This window comes from Streptomyces ovatisporus (assembly GCF_042653885.1).
GTDB lineage: Bacteria > Actinomycetota > Actinomycetes > Streptomycetales > Streptomycetaceae > Streptomyces > Streptomyces ovatisporus.
In genome coordinates this window covers 327,293-347,537 of record NZ_JBHSFH010000013.1, presented here as the reverse complement: position 1 = coordinate 347,537, position 20,245 = coordinate 327,293, and the positions used below count along the sequence as shown (strand labels likewise).

Annotated in this window: 24 protein-coding genes; 10 read left to right on the top strand and 14 right to left on the bottom strand. The window is 71.1% G+C overall.

Annotated features, from left to right (window positions below):
* Positions 1-5 precede the first annotated feature (5 nt).
* Together ACFPA8_RS22915 and ACFPA8_RS22910 are read left to right on the top strand one after the other, a co-directional pair.
* Positions 6-482, top strand: a complete 477-nt coding sequence (locus ACFPA8_RS22915) for a (2Fe-2S)-binding protein (RefSeq protein WP_386451338.1) — start codon at positions 6-8, stop codon at positions 480-482.
* A 104-nt stretch (positions 483-586) separates the two neighbouring features.
* Complete coding sequence (locus ACFPA8_RS22910) at positions 587-1,279, top strand: DUF6461 domain-containing protein (protein WP_386451337.1); 693 nt, start codon at positions 587-589, stop codon at positions 1,277-1,279.
* A gap of 97 nt (positions 1,280-1,376) precedes the next feature.
* Here ACFPA8_RS22910 and ACFPA8_RS22905 read toward each other — a convergent pair whose 3' ends face one another.
* Positions 1,377-1,586, bottom strand: coding sequence for a hypothetical protein (locus ACFPA8_RS22905; protein ID WP_386451335.1), 210 nt, complete (start codon positions 1,584-1,586; stop codon positions 1,377-1,379).
* Between the two features lie 285 nt (positions 1,587-1,871).
* Complete coding sequence (locus ACFPA8_RS22900; RefSeq protein ID WP_386451333.1) at positions 1,872-2,279, bottom strand: nuclear transport factor 2 family protein; 408 nt, start codon at positions 2,277-2,279, stop codon at positions 1,872-1,874.
* Between the two features lie 73 nt (positions 2,280-2,352).
* Between ACFPA8_RS22900 and ACFPA8_RS22895 the strand changes: the two genes are divergently transcribed.
* On the top strand, positions 2,353-2,790 hold the full coding sequence (locus tag ACFPA8_RS22895; RefSeq protein ID WP_386451331.1) for a MarR family winged helix-turn-helix transcriptional regulator: 438 nt from the start codon (positions 2,353-2,355) through the stop codon (positions 2,788-2,790).
* Between the two features lie 204 nt (positions 2,791-2,994).
* On the opposite strand, the gene ACFPA8_RS22890 is transcribed toward ACFPA8_RS22895, so the two are convergent.
* The 11 genes from ACFPA8_RS22890 to ACFPA8_RS22840 form a co-directional block, all read right to left on the bottom strand.
* Positions 2,995-3,813, bottom strand: a complete 819-nt coding sequence (locus tag ACFPA8_RS22890) for an ABC transporter permease (protein ID WP_386451330.1) — start codon at positions 3,811-3,813, stop codon at positions 2,995-2,997.
* Positions 3,810-4,808 (bottom strand): ATP-binding cassette domain-containing protein, encoded by a 999-nt coding sequence (locus ACFPA8_RS22885; RefSeq protein ID WP_386451328.1) that lies wholly within the window; start codon positions 4,806-4,808, stop codon positions 3,810-3,812. The genes ACFPA8_RS22890 and ACFPA8_RS22885 overlap by 4 nt, the downstream gene beginning before the upstream one ends.
* A gap of 69 nt (positions 4,809-4,877) precedes the next feature.
* Positions 4,878-5,723, bottom strand: a complete 846-nt coding sequence (locus tag ACFPA8_RS22880; RefSeq protein WP_386451326.1) for a DUF4097 family beta strand repeat-containing protein — start codon at positions 5,721-5,723, stop codon at positions 4,878-4,880.
* 81 nt (positions 5,724-5,804) lie between these two features.
* Positions 5,805-6,326 carry a toxin-antitoxin system HicB family antitoxin gene (locus ACFPA8_RS22875; RefSeq protein ID WP_386451325.1) on the bottom strand — a complete coding sequence of 174 codons (522 nt, stop codon included), beginning with the start codon at positions 6,324-6,326 and terminating at the stop codon, positions 5,805-5,807.
* A gap of 548 nt (positions 6,327-6,874) precedes the next feature.
* Entirely contained in the window at positions 6,875-8,101 is a 1,227-nt protein-coding gene (locus tag ACFPA8_RS22870) for an acyl-CoA dehydrogenase family protein (RefSeq protein WP_386451323.1), read from the bottom strand.
* 6 nt (positions 8,102-8,107) lie between these two features.
* Positions 8,108-9,130, bottom strand: coding sequence for a phosphotransferase family protein (locus ACFPA8_RS22865; protein WP_386451321.1), 1,023 nt, complete (start codon positions 9,128-9,130; stop codon positions 8,108-8,110).
* A gap of 367 nt (positions 9,131-9,497) precedes the next feature.
* Complete coding sequence (locus ACFPA8_RS22860; RefSeq protein ID WP_386451319.1) at positions 9,498-10,448, bottom strand: MBL fold metallo-hydrolase; 951 nt, start codon at positions 10,446-10,448, stop codon at positions 9,498-9,500.
* A 106-nt stretch (positions 10,449-10,554) separates the two neighbouring features.
* Positions 10,555-11,031, bottom strand: a complete 477-nt coding sequence (locus tag ACFPA8_RS22855) for a gluconokinase (RefSeq protein WP_386451515.1) — start codon at positions 11,029-11,031, stop codon at positions 10,555-10,557.
* A gap of 59 nt (positions 11,032-11,090) precedes the next feature.
* Entirely contained in the window at positions 11,091-11,420 is a 330-nt protein-coding gene (locus tag ACFPA8_RS22850) for a DUF202 domain-containing protein (protein WP_386451514.1), read from the bottom strand.
* Positions 11,417-11,812, bottom strand: a complete 396-nt coding sequence (locus ACFPA8_RS22845) for a YidH family protein (RefSeq protein ID WP_386451317.1) — start codon at positions 11,810-11,812, stop codon at positions 11,417-11,419. Before ACFPA8_RS22845 ends, ACFPA8_RS22850 begins: the two co-directional genes overlap by 4 nt.
* 117 nt (positions 11,813-11,929) lie before the next feature.
* The gene (locus ACFPA8_RS22840; protein WP_386451315.1) at positions 11,930-12,466 is read right to left on the bottom strand and encodes an NUDIX domain-containing protein; all 537 of its coding nucleotides are present in this window, start codon (positions 12,464-12,466) and stop codon (positions 11,930-11,932) included.
* A 146-nt stretch (positions 12,467-12,612) separates the two neighbouring features.
* Between ACFPA8_RS22840 and ACFPA8_RS22835 the strand changes: the two genes are divergently transcribed.
* Positions 12,613-14,268: an FAD-binding dehydrogenase gene (locus tag ACFPA8_RS22835; protein WP_386451314.1), complete on the top strand. Its 1,656-nt coding sequence runs from the start codon at positions 12,613-12,615 to the stop codon at positions 14,266-14,268.
* 112 nt (positions 14,269-14,380) lie between these two features.
* Here ACFPA8_RS22835 and ACFPA8_RS22830 read toward each other — a convergent pair whose 3' ends face one another.
* Positions 14,381-15,202: an NAD(P)-dependent oxidoreductase gene (locus tag ACFPA8_RS22830; RefSeq protein WP_386451312.1), complete on the bottom strand. Its 822-nt coding sequence runs from the start codon at positions 15,200-15,202 to the stop codon at positions 14,381-14,383.
* A gap of 77 nt (positions 15,203-15,279) precedes the next feature.
* Here ACFPA8_RS22830 and ACFPA8_RS22825 point away from each other — a divergent pair, with 77 nt between their 5' ends.
* From ACFPA8_RS22825 to ACFPA8_RS22800, 6 genes are all read left to right on the top strand, one after another.
* Positions 15,280-15,951: a GntR family transcriptional regulator gene (locus ACFPA8_RS22825; RefSeq protein ID WP_386451310.1), complete on the top strand. Its 672-nt coding sequence runs from the start codon at positions 15,280-15,282 to the stop codon at positions 15,949-15,951.
* A 239-nt stretch (positions 15,952-16,190) separates the two neighbouring features.
* Positions 16,191-17,156 (top strand): DUF6282 family protein, encoded by a 966-nt coding sequence (locus ACFPA8_RS22820; protein WP_386451309.1) that lies wholly within the window; start codon positions 16,191-16,193, stop codon positions 17,154-17,156.
* A complete protein-coding gene (locus ACFPA8_RS22815; RefSeq protein ID WP_386451308.1) occupies positions 17,153-17,869 on the top strand; it encodes a PIG-L deacetylase family protein in 717 nt (238 codons plus the stop codon). The genes ACFPA8_RS22820 and ACFPA8_RS22815 overlap by 4 nt, the downstream gene beginning before the upstream one ends.
* Positions 17,866-18,567 carry an RraA family protein gene (locus tag ACFPA8_RS22810; protein WP_386451306.1) on the top strand — a complete coding sequence of 234 codons (702 nt, stop codon included), beginning with the start codon at positions 17,866-17,868 and terminating at the stop codon, positions 18,565-18,567. The genes ACFPA8_RS22815 and ACFPA8_RS22810 overlap by 4 nt, the downstream gene beginning before the upstream one ends.
* Complete coding sequence (locus ACFPA8_RS22805; RefSeq protein WP_386451304.1) at positions 18,564-19,328, top strand: ABC transporter ATP-binding protein; 765 nt, start codon at positions 18,564-18,566, stop codon at positions 19,326-19,328. Before ACFPA8_RS22810 ends, ACFPA8_RS22805 begins: the two co-directional genes overlap by 4 nt.
* Positions 19,325-20,179, top strand: a complete 855-nt coding sequence (locus ACFPA8_RS22800; protein ID WP_386451302.1) for an ABC transporter permease — start codon at positions 19,325-19,327, stop codon at positions 20,177-20,179. Before ACFPA8_RS22805 ends, ACFPA8_RS22800 begins: the two co-directional genes overlap by 4 nt.
* Positions 20,180-20,245: the final 66 nt, after the last annotated feature.

The window sequence follows — 20,245 nt, the reverse complement described above, 5'->3', positions numbered from 1 at the left end:
ACCCCGTGCCTACCCACACCTTCACTCTCAACGGCGAGAAGGTCACCGTCGAGGCCGAGGACGACGTGCGGCTCCTGTGGGTGCTGCGCGACCTGCTCGGCGTCACCGGACCCAAGTACGGATGCGGCATCGAGGTCTGCAGGGCCTGCACGAGCCACATCAACGGCAAGGCGTTCAACCCCTGTTCCGTACCGGTCGGGGACATCGCCGACAGCGACGAGGTCACCACGATCGAGGGGCTGCCCGCGACGGCCGGCGGGGAACTGCACCCGATGCAGGAGGCGTGGCTGGAGCGCGACGTCACCCAGTGCGGCTACTGCCAGCCCGGCCAGATCATGACGGCCGTCGCGAAAGTCAGGCAGGCCAGGGACGAGGGCCGCGAAATCGGCGACGACGACCTGGACGAGATCCGCAACATCTGCCGCTGCGGCACGTACAACCGCATCCGTGAGGCGATCGTGGACGGCGCCCGGAAGATGTGAGCTCCGGCGGCCGTGGCGGGGTCACCGGGGGCGTCGTCCCATGAGGCGCGCCGCGGTGTCGGTGGCCGGTGCCACCATGTCCCCGACTCGACCAAGGAGGCGTGGTGCCGGACCCGTTGACCCGTTTTCGCTGGCTGGAGGGCGACTGCCCGCTGGATGAGATCTTCTGCGTCTCCTTCTTCCACGGGCTGGAGCCGGCCGGAGTGCTGTCACGTCTCGGCGTCGATCCCCGCTGGACACGGCGGATGAGCTTCGAGGAGTTCGGGGACTTCTTCGTCCACGTCGACGAGAACGTGGCCGGCACCGCCGACGGGAGCGGTTGTTTCGGTGCGCTGAAGGCGGGCGACTGGAGCGCCGTCGTCGAGCCGATGGGATGGAAGGGGGCTTCGCTCGACGCTCCGGGACTCTCGCGGGACACCACACACCTCGCCGTCCTCCGTCACGACTACGCCGAGCACGATTTCGTGTACGCGGTCGACGGCTCCGTGCTCACCAGGTTCGATCCGCGGATGCCGGACATGAGGCACGGCGAGGAACCGGACGTGCTCAACTCCCGCATGCGGGCAGCCGGGCTGAACCCCCGGGCCGACGACGAAGAGGACTGGCCGGACGAGCCGGTGGCGTCCTCGTTCGCGCTGATGGCCGACGTCACCGGCGTGCCGTTCACTCCCGGCCTGCTGGAACAGCCCTTGCTCGCCGGCTGCGTGGCCGGCGAGCGGGCCTTCGCCGGGTGGGGAGCGGCCGCGCGTGCCGAGCCGTCGGCCGGGCAGGGAGCTCGGGGCCCGGCCGGGGCTTGAGCACGAGATGATGCGGGTGCGCTGATCCGGGGGAGTCCTCTTCCCCCGGATCAGCTTCCGGCCCGGGGCGTGATGCCGTCAGGCCCTCAGGCGGTCATCAGGCCGGAGCCAGGCTGAACCGCTGCTTCTCGGGGTCGATCGCGAGGATGCGGACCGAGACGCGGGTGCCGACGGGCCAGGACTGCTGGTACGCGAGACCGGTGCAGCCTTCGGATTCGACGAACGAACCGAACGGCACTTCCTGCGTCACCACGCCCTCGATGAGGTCTCCGACCTCGTGTTCGTCGAGGAATTCCTGCCAGCTCATGTATGTCACCTCCTTCCGTTACGAGTGGCGGTACGCACTTCCCGTAACGGAGGCGGGCCTCTCGCCCGCGCGGTGATCAAACGATGGCCGGGTACCCGTTCTGTGTGCGGCGCTCGGCCGACCCGGCAGTCATGAGCGCGATTCTAGCGCGGCGACCGGAGAGATTCACCGGCTCGTGACGCCCGGCACGGCACCTCGCCGCGTTGCCGGAGTCGCCCGAGTAGGCCCAGTACGCCCAGTACGAGGACGATCCTCCGCCTCGCGGTGGCACCGCACCCGGAGGCGTCAACTGCCGTTCGACGGCGGTCCGTCGAGCCCCGCGTCGGGACCGTCGGCGGCCGCCAGCGCCGCATCGAGCCCGTCGTACCGCAGCACCGCGGTGACGCGGTCGTCCTGGAGCCGGAAGAGGGTCGCCATGCGGATCGGTGCCGCCTCCGGATCCGCCTGAGGGTGCCGCGGCCACGTCGCGTCCTGCACGACGACGACGTTCGAGTCGTCCACGGGATGCCAGGAGACGGGGCGGAGGTGGATTCCCGAGTGTTCGATCCACTCGACGAACGAGGCGACGCCGGCCGTCTCACCCTTCGGCCCGGCCATGACGATCGCCTCCGCCGCCACCGCTCGCGCAGCAGAGACGTCGCGCTCGTTCACGGCCCGGTGCCACTCACGTACCGGAGCCCAGTCGGCTGCCATGAGATCCCCTTTCCTATGCGATACGCATACACTGTATAGGCACATCGCATACGGCGTGCAGAGGGAGGCAGTGGTGAGCGAGAGTGCGCAGCCCGGCCGGACGCTCTTCCGGTTCGTGAGGTTCTGGGCGCGGCGGTGGACGGGTGCCGGGTCCGGCATCGAGGCCGAACGGGGGCGGGACGTCATGGTCACCGAGGCGGTCGCGGCACTGGCGGACGGAGGCGGCGCCTCCGTCAACGACGTGGCGCGCGAGCTGGGGATCGACCAGTCGGGAGCGAGCCGTATGGTCTCTCAGGCAGCCGGGCGCGGGTACCTCGTGAAGAGCCACGCGGCTGATGCGCGCCGTCGCGCCGTGGACGTCACCGAAGCCGGCCGTGAGCTGATCGCTGCGGCGCACGAGTGGCAGGAGGCGACCTTCGCCGAACTGACCGCGGACTGGACCCCGGGCGAGGTGGCCCAGTTCACCGGGTACATGGAGCGCCTCGTCGCGGGCCGTGAGCCGGACGCGTGAGGTGAGGCGGGACGGGCCGAGCGGGTGGCGGAGCCGGCCGAACTGCTGCGGGTGCGGCGCGAGTTCCAGCAGGCCAGGTCCACGGCGCGGGCCCGGGCGGGCGGCCGGGAACCCCGAAGAGGGCGGCGTACGCCGACGTGGTGCCGGCATACGCCGCCCTCGGGCGGGACGAGCTGTGGGAGCGCGCCCGCGCGCTGGGTGGGGCTACTTCGGATCGCGGTTGAAGACCGCCTTCGACCAGAAGTAGCCGAGCGCGGAGAGAGCCAGGCACCAGGCGACCGCGAGCCACCAGTTGTCGCCGATCCCGGTGCCGAGCAGCAGGCCGCGCAAGGTCTCGATGGCCGGAGTGAACGGCTGGTACTCGGCGATCGGCTGGAACCAGCCCGGCATCGCGTCGACCGGGACGAAGGCGCTCGAGATGAGCGGCAGGACGATCAGCGGCAGCGCGTTGTTGCTGGCCGCCTCGGCGTTGGGGCTGACCATGCCCATCCCGACGGCGATCCATGTGAGCGCCATGGCGACCATCGCGAGCAGCCCGAACGCCGCCAGCCACTCCAGAGCCGTGGCATCCGTGGACCGGAAGCCGATGGCCACCGCGACGGCGCCCACGAGGAGCACGCTCATGACCGACTGCAGCACGCTGCCGACGACGTGCCCGATGATCACGGACCCGCGGTGGATCGCCATGGTGCGGAAACGGGCGATGATGCCCTCGGTCATGTCGGTGGAGACGGACACCGCGGTCCCCACCACGGTGCCGCCGATGGTCATCAGCACGATGCCCGGGACGACGTAGGCGATGTACTCGGAGCGGTCGGCGCCGCCGCCGCCGATGCCCGCGCTCATCACGTCGCCGAAGACGTAGACGAAGAGCAGCAGCAGGATGATCGGCGTGAGCAGCAGGTTCAGGGTGAGGGACGGATAGCGCCGCGCGTGCAGGAGGTTGCGGCGCAGCATCGTGTTCGAGTCGCGTAGGGCGAGGGAGATCCGGGTCGGGCGGGCGGGAGCCAGGGGGGTGCTCATCGGACGGTCTCCTTGGGCTGGTCGGGGACGTTGCCGCCGCCGGTCAGGGCGAAGAACACGTCGTCGAGGTCGGGGGTGTGCACGGTCAGCTCGTCCGCCTCGATGCCGGCGGAGTCCAGCCAGTCGAGGATGGAGCGCAGCTCACGCTGGCTGCCGTCGTTGGGGATCTGCAGGGTGAGGGACTCGTCGTCCGTGGTGACCTCGCGCAGCGCGAAGGCGGCGCTCCGGTACGCGGACGGGTCGGAGAAGCGGAGCCGGACGTGGCCGCCGGGGATGAGCCGCTTCAGCTCCTCGGCGGTGCCCTGGGCGGCGATCTTGCCGTTGTCGAGCACCGCGATCCGGTCGGCGAGCTGGTCGGCCTCCTCCATGTACTGGGTGGTGAGGAAGACTGTGACGCCGTCGGAGACCAGCTCGCGGATGATCTGCCACATGTTGTGGCGGCTGCGCGGGTCGAGGCCGGTGGTCGGCTCGTCGAGGAAGATGATGCGCGGGTCGCCGACCAGGGTCATGGCGATGTCGAGGCGGCGCTTCATGCCGCCGGAGTAGGTGGAGGCTGGCTTCTTCGCGGCCTCCACCAGGTCGAAGCGCTCGAGGAGCCCGGCGGTGACCCGCCGCCCCTCGCGTTTGGACAGGTGGTGCAGGTCCGCCATGAGGAGCATGTTCTCCTCACCGGTGATCAGGCCGTCGACGGCGGAGAACTGCCCGGTGACGCCGATCGCGGCACGCACCCCGTCCGGTGACGAGGCGACGTCGTGGCCCGCGACCTGGGCCTGCCCGCCGTCGGCGGCGACGAGCGTGGACAGGATCTTCACGGCGGTGGTCTTGCCGGCGCCGTTGGGCCCGAGCAGCGCGAACACGGACCCGGCCGGGATACGCAGATCGATGCCGTCGAGGACGGTCTTGTCGCCGTACGACTTGCGCAGTCCGGCGGTGGAGACGGCGGCCGGTGAAGTGCGACCGTCGCCCCTGGGCGTGGGCATGACAAAAGAAGGCATGGGCCCTCCCGTTCGGAGGCTGAAGTGACTGAGGGAGTGAGTGAGTTGATGCCGGTGTGCTTCCGGGGGTCAGACCTTGGCGCGGCGGACGTCGATGTTGCCCCATCGGGTACGGGCGCGGACCTCGACGGTGTCCTCGGTCTTCTCCGGGGTCTCGGACGCGGTGAGCGTGTTGCGCACCTGGCCGTGGTTCGAGCGGACGTCGAGCCAGGCGGCCGTGCCCTCGCGGACGCCGACCTCGATGGCGCCGTAGGAGGTCTCCAACTGGACGGTGCCACGGGCCACTTCGCCCACACGCAGGGTGCCGTGGGCTGTGGACGCGGCGACCGTGCCCTCCGCGCGTGTGATGTCGATGTCCCCGTTGGCGCCGCTCACCCGCAGGTCGCCGGTCACGGCGCCGACGGTCGTGGTGCCGTGCGAGTTCTTCAGGACGGCGGGACCGTCGACGAGGCCGACGCGCAGGCTGCCGGAGCTGGTGGTGATCTCGGCCGTGCCCTCGACCCGGTCCACGGTGATCGAGCCGTGCGACGCGGTCAGCTGCAGCGGGCCGGTCGTGTCGAGGCGGACGTCACCGGACGAGGTCTTCACGCGGCTCTGGCCGAGCCGGCCTTCGCCGAGCACCTGGGCCCAGGCGCCGGTCATCTCGATCCGCGAACCCGTGGGCAGCCCGACTGTCACGTCGACGGTGCCGGTGCGGCCGATGAGATAGCGCGGCTTGGGCGTCCTGACGGTCAGTACGCCGCTCGCGTACGTGACCTCGGTCTGGTCGGCCGCGCGGACGTCCTGGTCCCGCTCCGGGTCGCGGGGCGTAACCTCGACGACCGTGTCGAGGCGGTCGCTCGCGGTGAACCGGATGGAACCGGCCTCCACGCGTGCCGTGGCCGAGATCGGTTCCGGGGTGTCGAAAGCAGGCATGGCTGTCCCGTCCTCTTGGGTCTTCGGGGCGTCCCTGCTGGTGGGACGTGATGTGGGTGGAGTGGGGCGGGCGGGGCGCGGCTAGCGCACCCAGCCCGTGAAGCTCTGGCCGATGGTGTGGGTCCTCTCCGTCGTGCGCGGCCGCGTGCCGCCGTCGACCGCGACCGACACGGCGCGCACGAGCCACGCGTTGACCGACAGGCCCTCTCGGGCCGCGGCCTCCTCGGCGCGCGCCTTGAGGTGGGCGGGCAGCCGCAGATTGACGCGGGCGGTGCCGCCCTCGTCACCGTCGGCGGGTGCCGGGGCCGTGGCCTTGAGCGGTTCGGTGGGCGCGCCGGTCTCTTCGTACGGGTCGTTGCCCTGTGGTGGTGTCACCACGAAGTCGGGGTCGAGCCCGTGCAGCCGCACGTCGACCGAGCCGGGAGCCAGCTCGCGGGTGACCTCGGCCATCGCGGCGGAGAGCACGTTGAGCATGGTCAGCCGCGTCGCCGACTCCAGCGGAGCGGTGAGCCGCTCGGCCAGCTCGCGGGCGTCTTCCCCGCCGGCTTCGGCGGCCACCGCGAGTTCGCGGCGCAGGGTGTCGACATACGGCGTGAGGTCCATGACGCCATAATGGCACCATCATGGCGTCACATGCAAGCCTGGGCGGCGCCTCGTGTGGAATGAGCCTGAAGGGAAGCCCCTCAGCTGCGGAAACGTGAAGAGTGCGCCCCAGGGGCATGGTGGCGCCAAGTGCGCTCAGGTGCCTTCTGGGGTGTGGAGTGGCACCGATTGGCGCCGAGTGGTGTCATGTGGCGCCGACTGGTGTGCCATCCGGTGCCATGTGATGTCCAAGGGGGGCGGCCCGTCGAGCGGACGCATCCCCGGACCGCCCGACCGCCCGACCGCCGACCGGACCGCCGGCCGGGCCGGCAGCCGGTCGGCGACGCCTGGCGCAGGCACCGCCGCCCGGCGGCAGCGCGGCAGCCGTCGCATGTCCGCTGTCAGCGCCGGATCCGGCACGCGGACCGTATCGGACTCATGGCCGACGGCGGGCCGCGCCGCTGCGGGAACGTCCGGGCGGCGCGGAACCGGACTCCCCGGGCCGCCGGCGATCCTGGGGAGCGGCGGCGGCCCGGGAGGCACGCAGGCGGTTCAGCCTGCGCCCGGGATCACTCGGCGGCCGTGGCGTAGGGCTTCAACTCCCGTCGCGCCAGCGACCGTTGGTGCACCTCGTCGGGGCCGTCCGCCAGCTGGAGCGTGCGGGCCGCAGCCCACAGCTCGGCCAGCGGGAAGTCCTGGCTGACGCCGCCCGCACCGTGCAGCTGGACCGCGCGGTCCAGGATGCCGACGACTGCGCGCGGAGTGGCGATCTTGATGGCCTGGATCTCGGTGTGTGCGCCCTTGTTGCCGACCGTGTCCATGAGCCACGCGGTCTTGAGGACAAGCAGCCGCAGTTGCTCGACCTCCACCCGCGCGTCCGCGATCCACTCCCGTACGACGCCCTGCTCGGCGAGCGGCTTCCCGAAGGCCGAACGCTGCACCGCCCTGCGGCACATCAGCTCTATGGCACGCTCCGCCATGCCGATGAGCCGCATGCAGTGGTGGATCCGGCCCGGCCCGAGGCGGGCCTGGGCGATGGCGAAGCCGCCGCCCTCCTCGCCGATCAGGTTCGACCTGGGGACCCGTACATCGTCGAAGACGACCTCGGCGTGCCCGCCGTGGTAGTGGTCCTCGTACCCGTAGACCTGCATCGCCCGCCGGATCTCGAGACCGGGGGTGTCGCGCGGCACCAGCACCATCGACTGCTGGCGGCGGATGTCGGGGCCGTCCGGGTCGGTCTTGCCCATCACGATGAAGATCTTGCAATCGGGGTTCATCGCGCCGGAGATGTACCACTTGCGGCCATTGATGAGGTAGTCGTCGCCGTCCCGCCGGATGCGCGTCTCGATGTTCGTCGCGTCGGACGAGGCCACGTCCGGTTCCGTCATGGCGAACGCGGAACGGATCTCGCCGCTCAGCAGCGGCTCCAGCCACTGCCTGCGCTGCTCCGGATTGCCGAACTCCGTGAGAACCTCCATGTTCCCCGTGTCCGGAGCGGCGCAGTTGACCGCGGTGGGTGCCAGGCGCGGACTGCGGCCGAGGATCTCGGCGAGAGGCGCGTACTGGAGGTTGGTCAGTCCGGCTCCGTACGTGCGGTCGGGCAGGAAGAGGTTCCACAGTCCGTGCTTGCGTGCCTTGACCTTCAACTCCTCCACCACCGGCACCGTCTGCCAGGGTGAGTCCTGCTCGGCGCGCTGTGCGTCAGCGACAGCTTCGGCCGGATAGACGTGCTCGTCCATGAACGACGTCAGCTGCCGGCGCAGTTCTTCCGTACGTCCGTCGAATGCGAAGTCCATCAGACCTCATCCCTTCCGCAGCGTGGTGAGTCCGTTGTCGATGAAGACCGGGACGAGGTCGCCGATCCGGTCGAAGCCAGGGCCGACGGTCTGGCCGAGCGTGTAGCGGTAGTGGATGCCTTCGAGGATCACCGCGAGCTTGAACCAGGCGAACGCGGTGTACCAGTTGATCCGCGAGACGTCGCGTCCGGAGGCTGCCGCGTAGCGCTCGACGAGTTCACCGGCCGAGGGGTGGCCGGGAGCCTCGGCCGTCGTACTGATGGGCGCGTCGGGGATGTCGAGGCGTTCGCTGTACATCACGAGGAGCCCGAGGTCGGTCAGCGGGTCGCCGAGCGTGGACATCTCCCAGTCGAGGACTGCGGCGATCCGGTCGTCGGCCGTCGCCAGCACGTTGTCGAGCCGGAAGTCGCCGTGCACGACGGTGGGCCGGGGAGAGTCGGGCAGCTGTCCGCCGAGCGAGTCGCGGAGTTCGTCGATCCCGGTGAGCTCCCGGCTGCGGGACGCCTCCAGCTGCTTGCCCCAGCGGCGCAACTGTCTCTCCAGGAAGCCTTCCGGGCGTCCGAAGTCGCCGAGACCGACACTGTCCGGGTCGACGGCGTGCAGAGCCACGAGCGTGTCGGGGAGTGCGAGAGCCAGGGCCCGTGTGCGCTCCGGCCCGAGTTCGGCCAGTTCCCCGGCCGTACGGTACGGGGTCCCTTCGACCTGTTCCATCACGTAGAACGGCGCCCCGATCACGTCGGGGTCCTCGCACAGCAGCACCGTTCCCGGCACAGGCACGTCGGTGCCGCGCAGCGCCGTGATCACGCGGTACTCGCGCGCCATGTCGTGGGCAGTGGCCAGCACATGGCCGAGCGGTGGGCGCCGTACGACCCAGCGGCTCTCCCCGTCGGTCACCCGGTACGTCAGGTTGGAACGGCCACCCTGGATGACCTCGGCGCTGAGCGGCCCCCGCACCAGCCCGGGGTGCTCCCGGTCCAGATGTCCGGCGAGCCGCCCGAGATCGAGACCGGGTGGATTCTCCTTGGTCATGCCTGCGCGCTCCTCTGCGTGATCGGGGACGCCACTGTTCGGACGGGACGGTCAGGACGGACTCGTGCGGGCGGGCCCGTCCCGGGGGAGGGGCGGGGCCACACCGACAAGCTGCCCCTCCACGGGCGGCGAACAACGGACGACCGGCAGTGGCATCGATCATGCCGACTAGTCGGTATGGCGTCTAGGGGTGGACGGCCCCGGACCGTGCCGAGAGCCCCGCATGTGACGAGACCCACGCACGCGTGGGGGCGCACCCGCACGCGCACGGAAGTGCCACGTCCGGGCAGGCCGCGCCCCGCGAGTGCCCGGCCGGCGGGAGCACGGCCCGGCGGGCCGCCTGCCGCTCCGGGGCGGCAGGCGCCGGTCACGCGTGGCACGCGACCGGCCTGCCGCCGTTCATCTGCTCCATGTCGGCCCACACGGCGAGGATGTCGAGGGGTTCCCCCTGCGGACGTCCGGCCAGTTCGGCGTAGGCGCGGTGCACGTTCGCCACCAGCCGCTCGCTCTCGGCCAGTTCCGCGAACTCACCCGGACCGGCCTGCCGGGCCGCCTCCAGCGGTGAGAGACCCCGGGCGTACGCCTCGCGGGACAACCGTTCCACGTAACGCAGATAGCGCTCCACGGTGTCGTAGACCTCCGGTCCTCCCAGCGGGCCGTGGCCGGGGACGACAGTGCGCGCACCCAGCGCGCGCAGCCGGTCCAGCGCGTGCAGCGATCCGCTGAGCGAACCCATCGGGATGAAGGGGGTCCCGTTGCGGAAGACGATGTCGCCGGTGAAGACGACGCTCTGCTCCGGCAGCCACACGACTGTGTCACCGGTGGTGTGCGCCACTCCCGGATGCAGGAGCCGTACCTCCGTCTCACCGACGTGCACCGTCAGTTCGTCGCGGAAGGTGAGCGCCGGGGCAGTGACCCGTATGTCGCCGAACTCCACCTCCGGCCAGATCACGTGCAGTTGGCGTCCCGCGCGCAGAGCCTCCGCGCGGCACGACTCGTGTCCGATCACCGTGGCGCCGGGGCTGAAGACGGCGTTGCCGTAGGTGTGGTCGCCGTGGTGGTGGGTGTTGACGACGGTGGAAGGCGCGGGCGCGCCGCTCGCCAGCAGTGCCTCACGCAGACGCTGCGCACGCAGTTGCGTCGCGGCGGTGTCGACGAGCAGCGTCGAACTGCCGTCGCTGACCCAGCCGGCGTTGTTGAGGCACCAGCCGCCGTCAGGCTGGATGTAGGCGTGTACGCCGTCAGCCACCTGCTCGGTGTACGGCTCTCCGGGCGGCGGTCCGCTTCCGTCCTCTTCCACTCCTGACGCAGACGCCATCCGTGGTTCTCTCCCTCGTCGTCCCTGTCGGCGGGAACTCCCCCCGACCGTCCGGGCCTTACGGCTCCCGGTGGCGCCAAGGCTGTCAGGCTCCGGTGCCGCCCGGCTACGCCGTCAGCGCGGCGAGTGCCTCATCCGTGACTTCTTCCGGACGTCCTCCGACGGGCACCGTCGCGCCCAGCTCGTCCCCCTCCAGCGGTTCGAGCGTCTCGAACTGCGAGCGCAGCAGCGCCGGCGGCATGAAGTGTCCCTTGCGGGCTGCCATGCGTGCGGAGATCAGCTCCTCGGACCCTTCGAGGTGGACGAAGAACAGCCGCGTACCGCTCTGCCCGCCGAGCCGGTCGCGGTAGCGGCGGCGCAGGGCGGAACAGCTCACCACCCCGCCCTGCTCGGCGTGTTCGGACAGCCACACCGCGATCGCATCGAGCCAGGGACGGCGGTCCTCGTCGTTCAGCGGTGTACCGGCCGACATCTTCGCCACGTTCGCCGGAGGGTGGAAGTCGTCCGCCTCCGCGTACTCGACGCCCAGGCGCCGCGCGATCATCGAACCCACAGTGGACTTCCCGGACCCGGCGACGCCCATCACGACCACCAGCGGCACCGGAGGCACCGGAGCCTTCGCCTGTCGTTCCTGCTCCTCGTTCACCACAGCAGCACCACTCCCACCATCGCCATAGCCAGTGTGCACAGCACCGCGGCCTGCACCACCCCCGGGCCCGCAGCAGCCGGACGGTCCGCGGCCATCGCGGCGATCCGCCGGTGGGCGAGCGCGAGGAACGCCAGCCAGGCGAGTACGCCCCCCGCCGCGGCAGCCGCCTCGACCGGTGACGCTCCGCCGCTGCCGTAGAGCACTCCCCGTACGGCCAGTGCGACAGCCACCGCGAACGTGAGGGTGGTGCGCCGCCACGCGAAGCGGGTGCGTTCGGGCTGCGCCGCCGGGTCACGGGTCCGCTGCCCGCGTCCGCCGCTCAGCTCCCCGCTCCCAGCGCGACGGCGACGAGCACCAGCACCGCCGCCACACCGGTCGCCGTCGCCAGCAGCACCGGGAAGCGGGAGACCGGCAGGTCCTCGCCGCGCCGCATGGCGCGCTCGCAGCGCATCCAGTGGTTGACGGCGCGGAACGCGCACGCCGCCGCGCACGCCAGGACCGCCGCGGAGACGGACGTACGCACGGCCCACCGCAGACCCGTCAGGAACTGGTCCACAGCGATGCCGCCCGCGACGAGCGCCAGTGCCGTACGGATCCACGCGAGGAACGTGCGCTCGTTGGCCAGTGAGAAGCGGTAGTCAGGGGTGGAACCCTCCGTCCGCAGGCGCTGGGGGGCGAACCACAGCCGGAGCGTCGCCAGGAACCGGTCGATCATGCCGACGAGCCTACGGCCCCGGGGCAGGTGCGTGACCCGTCTGCCGCCCGGCTCGGAGGGTGAGGCCCGCAGCGTGAGCCCGGCGGCACGGCACGGACGTCCGGCGGTACGGGCGGTTCAGCGCTGAGCACCGCCGCCCGCGCGCCAGGCCTGCAGGCGCCGGTGACACTCGAGTCCGTCCGGTACGACGTCCCAGCCGGGCAGCCGGCGCTCCAGTTCCTCCTCCGTGAGGAAGTCCCACCAGTCGACCTCTTCGGGCTGCGGCCGTACGGGCAGGTCGCACACCAACTCGTATACGCGCACGAACCAGTGGTGCTGCGGCGACTCGAAGAGGAAGGTGAACCGCGGCTCCGGCCGCGGGAGCCCCGCCACGCCCAGTTCCTCCCCGGCCTCCCGCAGCGCGCCCTCGTCGTAGCTCTCTCCCGCGCCGACGACACCGCCGACCACGACGTCGTACATCGACGGGAAGACCAGCTTGCCGGGCGTGCGGCGGTGGACGAAGATCCGTCCGTGCGGATCGCGCACCTGGACCGACGTGCAACGGTGCCGCAGCCGTCGCGCTGTCGCCTCGCCGCGTGGGGCCTGCCCGGTCACCCGGTCCTCGGCGTCGACGATGTCGAGCAGTTCGTCCTCCGGCCCTGGCCGCCCGCTCATCGGTTCTCCCTCATGGCCCCATTCCATCACCGGGTTCCCTCACCTGCCGCAGGGTGCCGCCGGCGTCGGCAGAGGGCTACTCTCCGGTCACGAGATCTTCCGGGAACGTCCGGGCGCTCAGCCGGGTGTGGAACAGGTGGGACGCAATGGCGTACGACGCCGATGTCATCGTGATCGGAGCAGGCCTCGCCGGGCTCGCGGCGACGGCCGAACTGGCCGACGCGGGCCGCAAGGTGATCCTCCTCGACCAGGAACCCGAGCAGTCACTGGGCGGTCAGGCCCACTGGTCCTTCGGGGGTCTCTTCTTCGTCGACTCGCCGGAACAGCGCCGGCTGCGCATCCGCGACAGCCGCGAACTGGCGTGGCAGGACTGGCAGGGCACCGCCGGCTTCGACCGCGAGGAGGACCACTGGCCGCGCCGCTGGGCCGAGGCGTACGTCGACTTCGCGGCCGGGGAGAAGAGGGCGTGGCTCCGGCAACAGGGCCTGAAGATCTTCCCCATCGTCGGCTGGGCGGAACGCGGCGGATACGGCGCGAGCGGCCACGGCAACTCCGTGCCCCGCTTCCACATCACGTGGGGGACGGGGCCGGGACTCGTCGCGCCCTTCGAGCGGCGCGTGCGGGCCGGGGTGGAGCGGGGGAACGTCGAACTGCGCTTCCGGCACCGGGTCACGGGGCTCGGGCGCAGCGCGGGAACAGTCGACACGGTGAGCGGCGAGATCCTCGAACCCAGCGACGTGGAACGCGGTGTCGCCAGCAGCCGCGACGTCGCCGGCCACTTCGAACTGCGGGCCCAGGCCGTCGTCGTCACGTCCGGGGGCATCGGCGGCAACCACGACCTCGTACGTGCCAACTGGCCGCAACGGCTGGGCACTCCGCCCGCGCGCATGCTCTCGGGTGTGCCCGCCCACGTCGACGGGCTGATGCTCGGCGTCACCGAGAAGGCCGGCGGGCGCATCATCAACCGCGACCGGATGTGGCACTACACCGAGGGCATCGAGAACTGGAACCCGATCTGGAACCTGCACGGCATCCGCATCCTGCCCGGCCCGTCCTCGCTCTGGCTGGACGCCACGGGCAAGCGGCTGCCCGTGCCGCTCTACCCGGGGTTCGACACCCTCGGCACGCTCGACCACATCATGCACACGGGTCACGACCACACCTGGTTCGTGCTCAGCCAGAAGATCATCGAGAAGGAGTTCACGCTCTCCGGGTCCGAGCAGAACCCCGACCTGACGGGGAAGGACGTACGGGGCGTGCTGGGGCGGGCGAGCGGTGGTGCGCCGGGGCCGGTGCAGGCGTTCATGGACAACGGCACGGACTTCGTCATCGAGCGTGAACTGGGCCCGCTCGTACGGCGGATGAACGAGTTGACCGGCGAGAACCTCATCGACGAGACCGCCCTGCGGCGGGAGGTCGAGGCCCGTGACCGGGAGATCCTCAACCCGTTCACGAAGGACTCCCAGGTGACGGCGGTCCGCGGCGCGCGGAAATACCTCGGGGACAAGCTGATCCGCGTCGCCGCGCCCCACCGGCTCCTCGATCCGAAGGCGGGGCCGCTGATCGCCGTACGGCTCAGCATCCTCACCCGCAAGTCGCTCGGCGGCCTCGAGACCGATCTCGACGCGCGGGTCCTCGCCGAGGGCGGCGACCCGCTGCCGGGCGTGTACGCGGCGGGGGAGGCCGCGGGCTTCGGGGGCGGCGGTGTGCACGGCTACCGGTCCCTGGAGGGGACGTTCCTCGGTGGGTGTCTCTTCTCGGGACGTACGGCCGGGAGGGCCGCGGCGAAGGCGGTCGGCTGAGAGCCGCGGGACGCCCGCCGGCCCGTCGGCGCCAACCGGCCTGGTGCACGGGCGAGCCGGCCCCGGCCGGGGAGCCGGGACGCCGTCCCGCCCGGTCCCCGGCGGCGGTCCGCTACTCGTGCTCCTGCGGGGACTTACCGGCTGCCAGCCGCGCAAGCAGGTCACGGCTCGCCGCCGCCACGCTGGGCTGGACGCCCAGTTCGGCGAGCATGTCCGCGGCGGCGGCCATCTCAGCGGTACGGCGCACCGCGTGCCGGTGAGTGCCCTCGACGAGACGTTCGACTGTGCCGGAGTCCGCCTGGCTGAGCTCGCTGACGATGTTCTCCCGGACCCACTCCTCGCAGCCCGCCGCGCGGCCTGCTTCGAGGGCTTCGACCACAGCCGCTGCGAGGCCCTTGAAGAACACGCTGCGCAGCAGCTTCCGTTCGGCGGCCCGGCCCGGCGGTCCCTCGATGAGTTCGACGGACGCGCCCAGGTCCGAGAGCAGCCGCGCCGCCCCCGCGGCGCCGGGCCCGGCGGCGAGCATGGGGACACGCAGACCGCGGCGGGGGACCGGCGCCATGATGGCGAAGTCCGCGAAGTCCACGCCGTGTTCGGCGGCGGTACGGGCCAACTCCCGTTTCGCGCCCGGCGACGCCGTGTTGAGGTCCGCCCACACCGCTCCGGGACGCACCGAGCCGGCTCCGGCGAGGAGCGCCGCGTGCGCCGCCGAGGCGCTGTTCACGCTGAGCACGACGTCCGCGCCTGCCGCTGCTTCGGCCTCGCTGCCCGTTCTGGTCACGCCTTCCGGTACTTTCACGGCGGCAGGGTCGTAGCCGCGTACGGTGGCGCCGGCGCTCGCCAGGTCCCCGGCGAGGGAGCCGCCTGCTTCACCCAGACCGAGGACTGCGACCACGGTCTGCGGGTCTTCTTCCGATGAGGTGTCCGAGGGCATGCCGCTACACTAGGCTCGGACAAAATTGTTGACAATATCGGTGTGCATTTGTGGTGCGGAGAGGAACCGGGGAGATCGTGGCAGAGGACGGGGCGCGCAACGAGGCCGGGGTGCCGCTGGTGGAAGCCATTCGCGAGGCGATCATCAGGGGTGAGTTCGTGCCCAACCAGCGGCTCGTGGAAGCCGATCTTTCCACGCAGTTCGGCGCGAGCCGTGCCGCCGTCCGTTCCGCGCTGCTGGAGCTGACGAACGAAGGGCTGGTCGAGCGGATACAGAACCGCGGCGCCCGGGTGCGCGCGGTCCCGCTGGACGAGGCCATCGAGATCTCCGAGGTCCGGATGGTGCTGGAGGGGCTCTGTGCGGCCAAGGCCGCCGAGGCCGTCACGGGCGAGGAGGTCCGCGAGCTCCAGGGCATCGGCAGGTCCATGCGCGAGGCGGTCTCGGGTGGGGACCTGCTCGGATACTCCGCGCTCAACCAGGAGCTGCACCGCCGTGTGCGGGAGATCGGCGGCCAGCAGACCGCCTCGCGGGTGCTGGAACGGCTGCGCGGTCAGAACGTCCGTCACCAGTTCCGGCTCGCGATGCACCCCGGGCGGCCCGCTGTCTCGCTGCCCGAGCATCTGGCGATCATCGACGGCATCTGCACGCACGACCCGGAGGCCGCGGAGCGCGCCGCCCGTGCGCATCTGCGCAGCGTCATCGAGGCGCTCCGCGAGGTCGACGCCCAGGGTCCGGGTCACAGGCTCTGACGCTCGCGCCGCCGGCTCCGGCCTGCCCCCGTGTGGGCTCCTCGGCCCCGGGAGCACCCGCTCAGTTCTGAATCGGGTGCCCCCGGGGCTTTCTCGTTCTTCCGCCCAGGGGTCCGTCCGGCAAGGCTCCTGGCCCCCTCTTCTTCGCTTCGGCTGTGAGCAACCCCTTGACTCCTGTAGCCAAGATTGTTGACAATCTGCACGGAGATTATGGCTGCAAAGGATCGCAAGGGAGAGACATGGCCGATCACCCCCAGCCGTCCGACCGTGCCAGGGAGCTGGTCCGAGGTGCGTACGACGTGCACATCCACGTGGCACCGGATGTGATGCGCCGACGCATCGACGACGTGACGCTCGCCGAGCGGTTCGCGGCCGTAGGTCTGGCCGGCTTCGTCCTCAAATCGCACTACGCCCCGACCGCGGAACGGGCCGCCGTCGTCCGCAGAGCCGCGCCGGGAGCCTCCGCGCTGGGGGCGATCACGCTCAACGCCTCTGTCGGTGGGCTCAACCCCGTCGCCGTCGAGATCGCCGGCCGTGGGGGTGCGAAGTTCGTGTGGCTCCCCACGGTCGACAGCGCGAACCAGCGCCAGTGCCAGGCCGCCGAGCCCGAAGGTGCGACGCCTCCGATGTGGGCGAAGCTCCAGGACGATCTGCGCGCGGACGGCATGGCGGCCGAGCCCGTCGAGGTCGTGGCGCCGGACGGCACGGTGGTCGAGGCCGCGCGGCAGGTCTTCCGTCTGATCGCACGGCACGGCATGGTACTGGCCACCGGCCATCTGCACGCGGACGAGATCTCCGCCGTCGTCGACGCCGCCGCGTACGAGGGCGTCGAGCGGATCGTCGTCACCCACCCGGAGTTCACCTCGCAGCGCGTCGCCGTCGAGCGCCAGCAGCAACTCGCAGCGCGAGGCGCCCTGTTGGAGCGGTGCTTCACCACGCCCTACACCGGCAAGGTCGAGTGGGACGTCTGGTTCCGAGCCGTCGGAGAGGCCGGGCCCGAGCATTCCGTGATCTCCAGCGACCTCGGTCAGCCTTTCAATCCGCCGGTCGAGGACGGGCTCGCGCTGTGCGCGGACCGCCTGCTCGCCGAAGGGTTCGGCGAGGCAGAGATCCGCACCATGACGGTGCACAACAGCCGGTGGCTCGTCGGGGCCGAACCGCTGCCCGACGCCCCCGCCCGTCACCGGGAGGCGAGCACGGCATGACTGAACGACGCATGCTGGTCGTCGGTGCGCACAGCGCCGACTTCGTCTGGCGGGCCGCGGGTGCCGTCGCCGCGCACACGGCGGCGGGCGGCGAGGCGCTGGTGGTCGCGCTCTCCTATGGAGAGCGCGGCGAATCCGGAGTGCTGTGGAAGCAGGAGGGCCAGACCGAGGAGAACGTCAAACGGATACGGCACGAAGAGGCTGCGAAGGCCGCCTCGGCCGTGGGTGCCGGCTTCCGCGCGTTCGACCTCGGCGACTACCCGCTGCACGTCACCCCGGAGGACGTCGAGCGGCTGGCGGAGCTCATGCGCGACTTCGCGCCGCACGTCGTGCTCACCCACCCGGAGAAGGACCCCTTCAACCCGGATCACCCCGTGGCGCACCAGTCGGTCGCCCGCGCAAGGCTGCTGACCTCCGGTGCGGGGGTCGCCAGCGGATTCCGCACCGCGCCGCCCTCGGAGTTCCTGGTCTTCGAACCGCACCAGCCTGAGCTGTGCGGTTTCACACCCACCGTCTACGTGGACATAACGCCCGTATTCAAACGTAAGGTCGACGCCATGAGCTGCATGGCTGCTCAGCAGTATCTCCAGGAGTACTACGCGCAACGCGCCGATCAGCGCGGCAACCACGCACGCAAGGTGACCGGCGACCAGGACATCCGCCAGGCGGAAGCCTTCCAGCGTCTGCTGCCCCACGTGGTCGGTGCGCTGTGAGCGCCGCAAGCACGGCTGCGCCGCCGACCGACGCCGCGCTCGCCGAACTCGCCGACGCCGGAGTGGCGACGGTCTACGAGGCGTACGGGCGCCGCGGCCTGCTCGACACCGACTGGACGCCGCTGACCCCGGGACGTCGCACCGCGGGCCCCGCGCGCATCGCGTTCTGCGGCCAGGGCGACAACCGGGCAGTGCACGAGGTGATGCCGTACCTGCGGCCCGGAGAGGTCCTCGTGCTGACCATGCCCGATCCGGAGCCGGTCGCCCTCTTCGGCGACCTCCTCGCCACCCAGGCCGCCGCCTGCGGAGCCGCGGCCGTGCTGGTGAACGCGGCGGTGCGGGACAGCGCCGACCTGGCGCGGCTGGACTTCGGGACATGGACGCGCTGGCGCCGTGCCCGGGGCGCCACCAAGAGCGAACGCGGCAGTGTGAACGTACCGGTCGAGATAGGCGGCACGAGAGTCGAACCGGGCGACGTGATCGTCCTCGACGACGACGGGGTCACCGCGGTGGCCGCCGCCGACGTGGCGGAGACCGTCCGGGCCGTACGGGGGCGCGTCGCCAAGGAGGACGGGCTGCGCAGGCGCTGGGCAGCGGGCGAGTTCAGCTACGACGCCTACGGGATGCGCGAGGCCGACGAACGGGAGACCGCACAGCCGGAGGTATCTCCGGGCGCGACTCCGGGAGCCCCGTCATGACGGTCGTACTCGCCGCGGAGCGGCTGACCAAGCAGTTCGCCAAGGACGATCAGGCGATCGTCGCCCTGCGGGACTTCACCCTGAGCGTCGAGGAAGGCAGCTTCGTCACCGTCCTGGGCCGCAGCGGCTGCGGCAAGTCGACGATGCTCAACCTCCTCGCCGGGCTCACGGAACCCAGCGAGGGCGTCGTCTCCCACCGCGGGGAGAAGCTGACCGGGCCGGACATGGACATCGGCTACCTCACCCAGTCCGACACGCTCATGCCCTGGCGGGACGTGCAGCGCAACGTCGAGATGCCGCTGGAGATCCGCGGCGTGGGGGCGGAGGAACGCCGCGGCACAGCGGCCGCGCTCCTGCAGCGCGTCGGTCTCGCAGGCTTCGAGAAGCACTATCCGCGCGAACTCTCCGGCGGCATGCGACGCCGCGCCAGCCTGGCCCGCATGCTCGCCGGCACTCCGCGGACACTGCTGATGGACGAACCGTTCGGCGCACTCGACGCACAGCTGCGCACCGAACTGCAGGAGGAACTCCTGCAGTTGTGGCAGGGCAGCGGCCAGACGGTGGTGTTCGTGACTCACGACATCGAAGAGGCACTGCTGCTGGGCGACCGCATCGTGGTCCTCGGCCGGCTCGGGCGCATCGTGACCGACCAGAAGATCGACCTGCCCAGGCCCCGTGCGCTGGACACGCTGCGCGTCGACCCCGCATTCGTCGGACTGCACACGGCGATGGCCGCCGCTCTCAAGGAGGGCTCCTCATGACGGAACAGCTCGTGAGCCCGGAGCGGCAGGCACCCGGGGGCGGCCCCGTCCGGATCCCCGTGGAGCGCACCTGGTGGCAGCGGCACGGCCGTACCACGACCGTGTGGGCGCTGCGTCTCCTGCTGGTCGTGGTGCTGCTGACCGGCTGGCAGATGGCGGCGGGCAGCCTCTTCGACATCACCTTCACCAGCAAACCCAGCGCCATCGCCGAACGTCTCGGAGAGTGGTCCGCGGACGGCACGCTGTGGACGCACAGCCTGGTGACCATCCAGGAGATCGTCTACGGCTTCCTGCTCGGTGCGGCGACGGGCGCACTCGTCGGTTTCCTGCTGGCGTCCCTGCAACTGGCGTACCGGGTGATCGACCCGTTCATGATGGCGCTCTACTCGATCCCGAAGGTGGCGCTGGCCCCGCTGTTCATCGTGTGGTTCGGCATCGGCATGCACATGAAGGTGCTGCTCGCCGCCGCGACCGTCTTCTTCCTGGTCTTCCTCAACACCGCCGCGGGCGTACGGGAAGTGGACCGCGGACTCGTCGACGCAGTGCGCCTGATGGGCGGCAACCGCCGCGACATCGCGCTCAAGGTCGTGCTTCCGTCCTCGATGACCGGAGTCCTCACCGGTCTGAAAGTGGCGATCCCCTACGCCCTGATCGGCGCGGTCATCGGGGAGCTGGTCGCCTCCAACCAGGGGCTGGGTTACCTCATCAACGACGCCGCGGCACAGTTCGACACCGCCGGAGTGTTCGCGACGCTGGTCGTGCTCAGCGTCATCGCGGCCGTCCTGAACGTCCTCGTCGGCCTCATCGGCCGGCGGGTCAACCGGTGGAAGCCGGTCGAAGCACAAGGCTGACCGATCGACGTACAAGGCCGACCGCCGACTCGGCAGTCCGCCCCGATCCCCCGATCCCCTGATCCC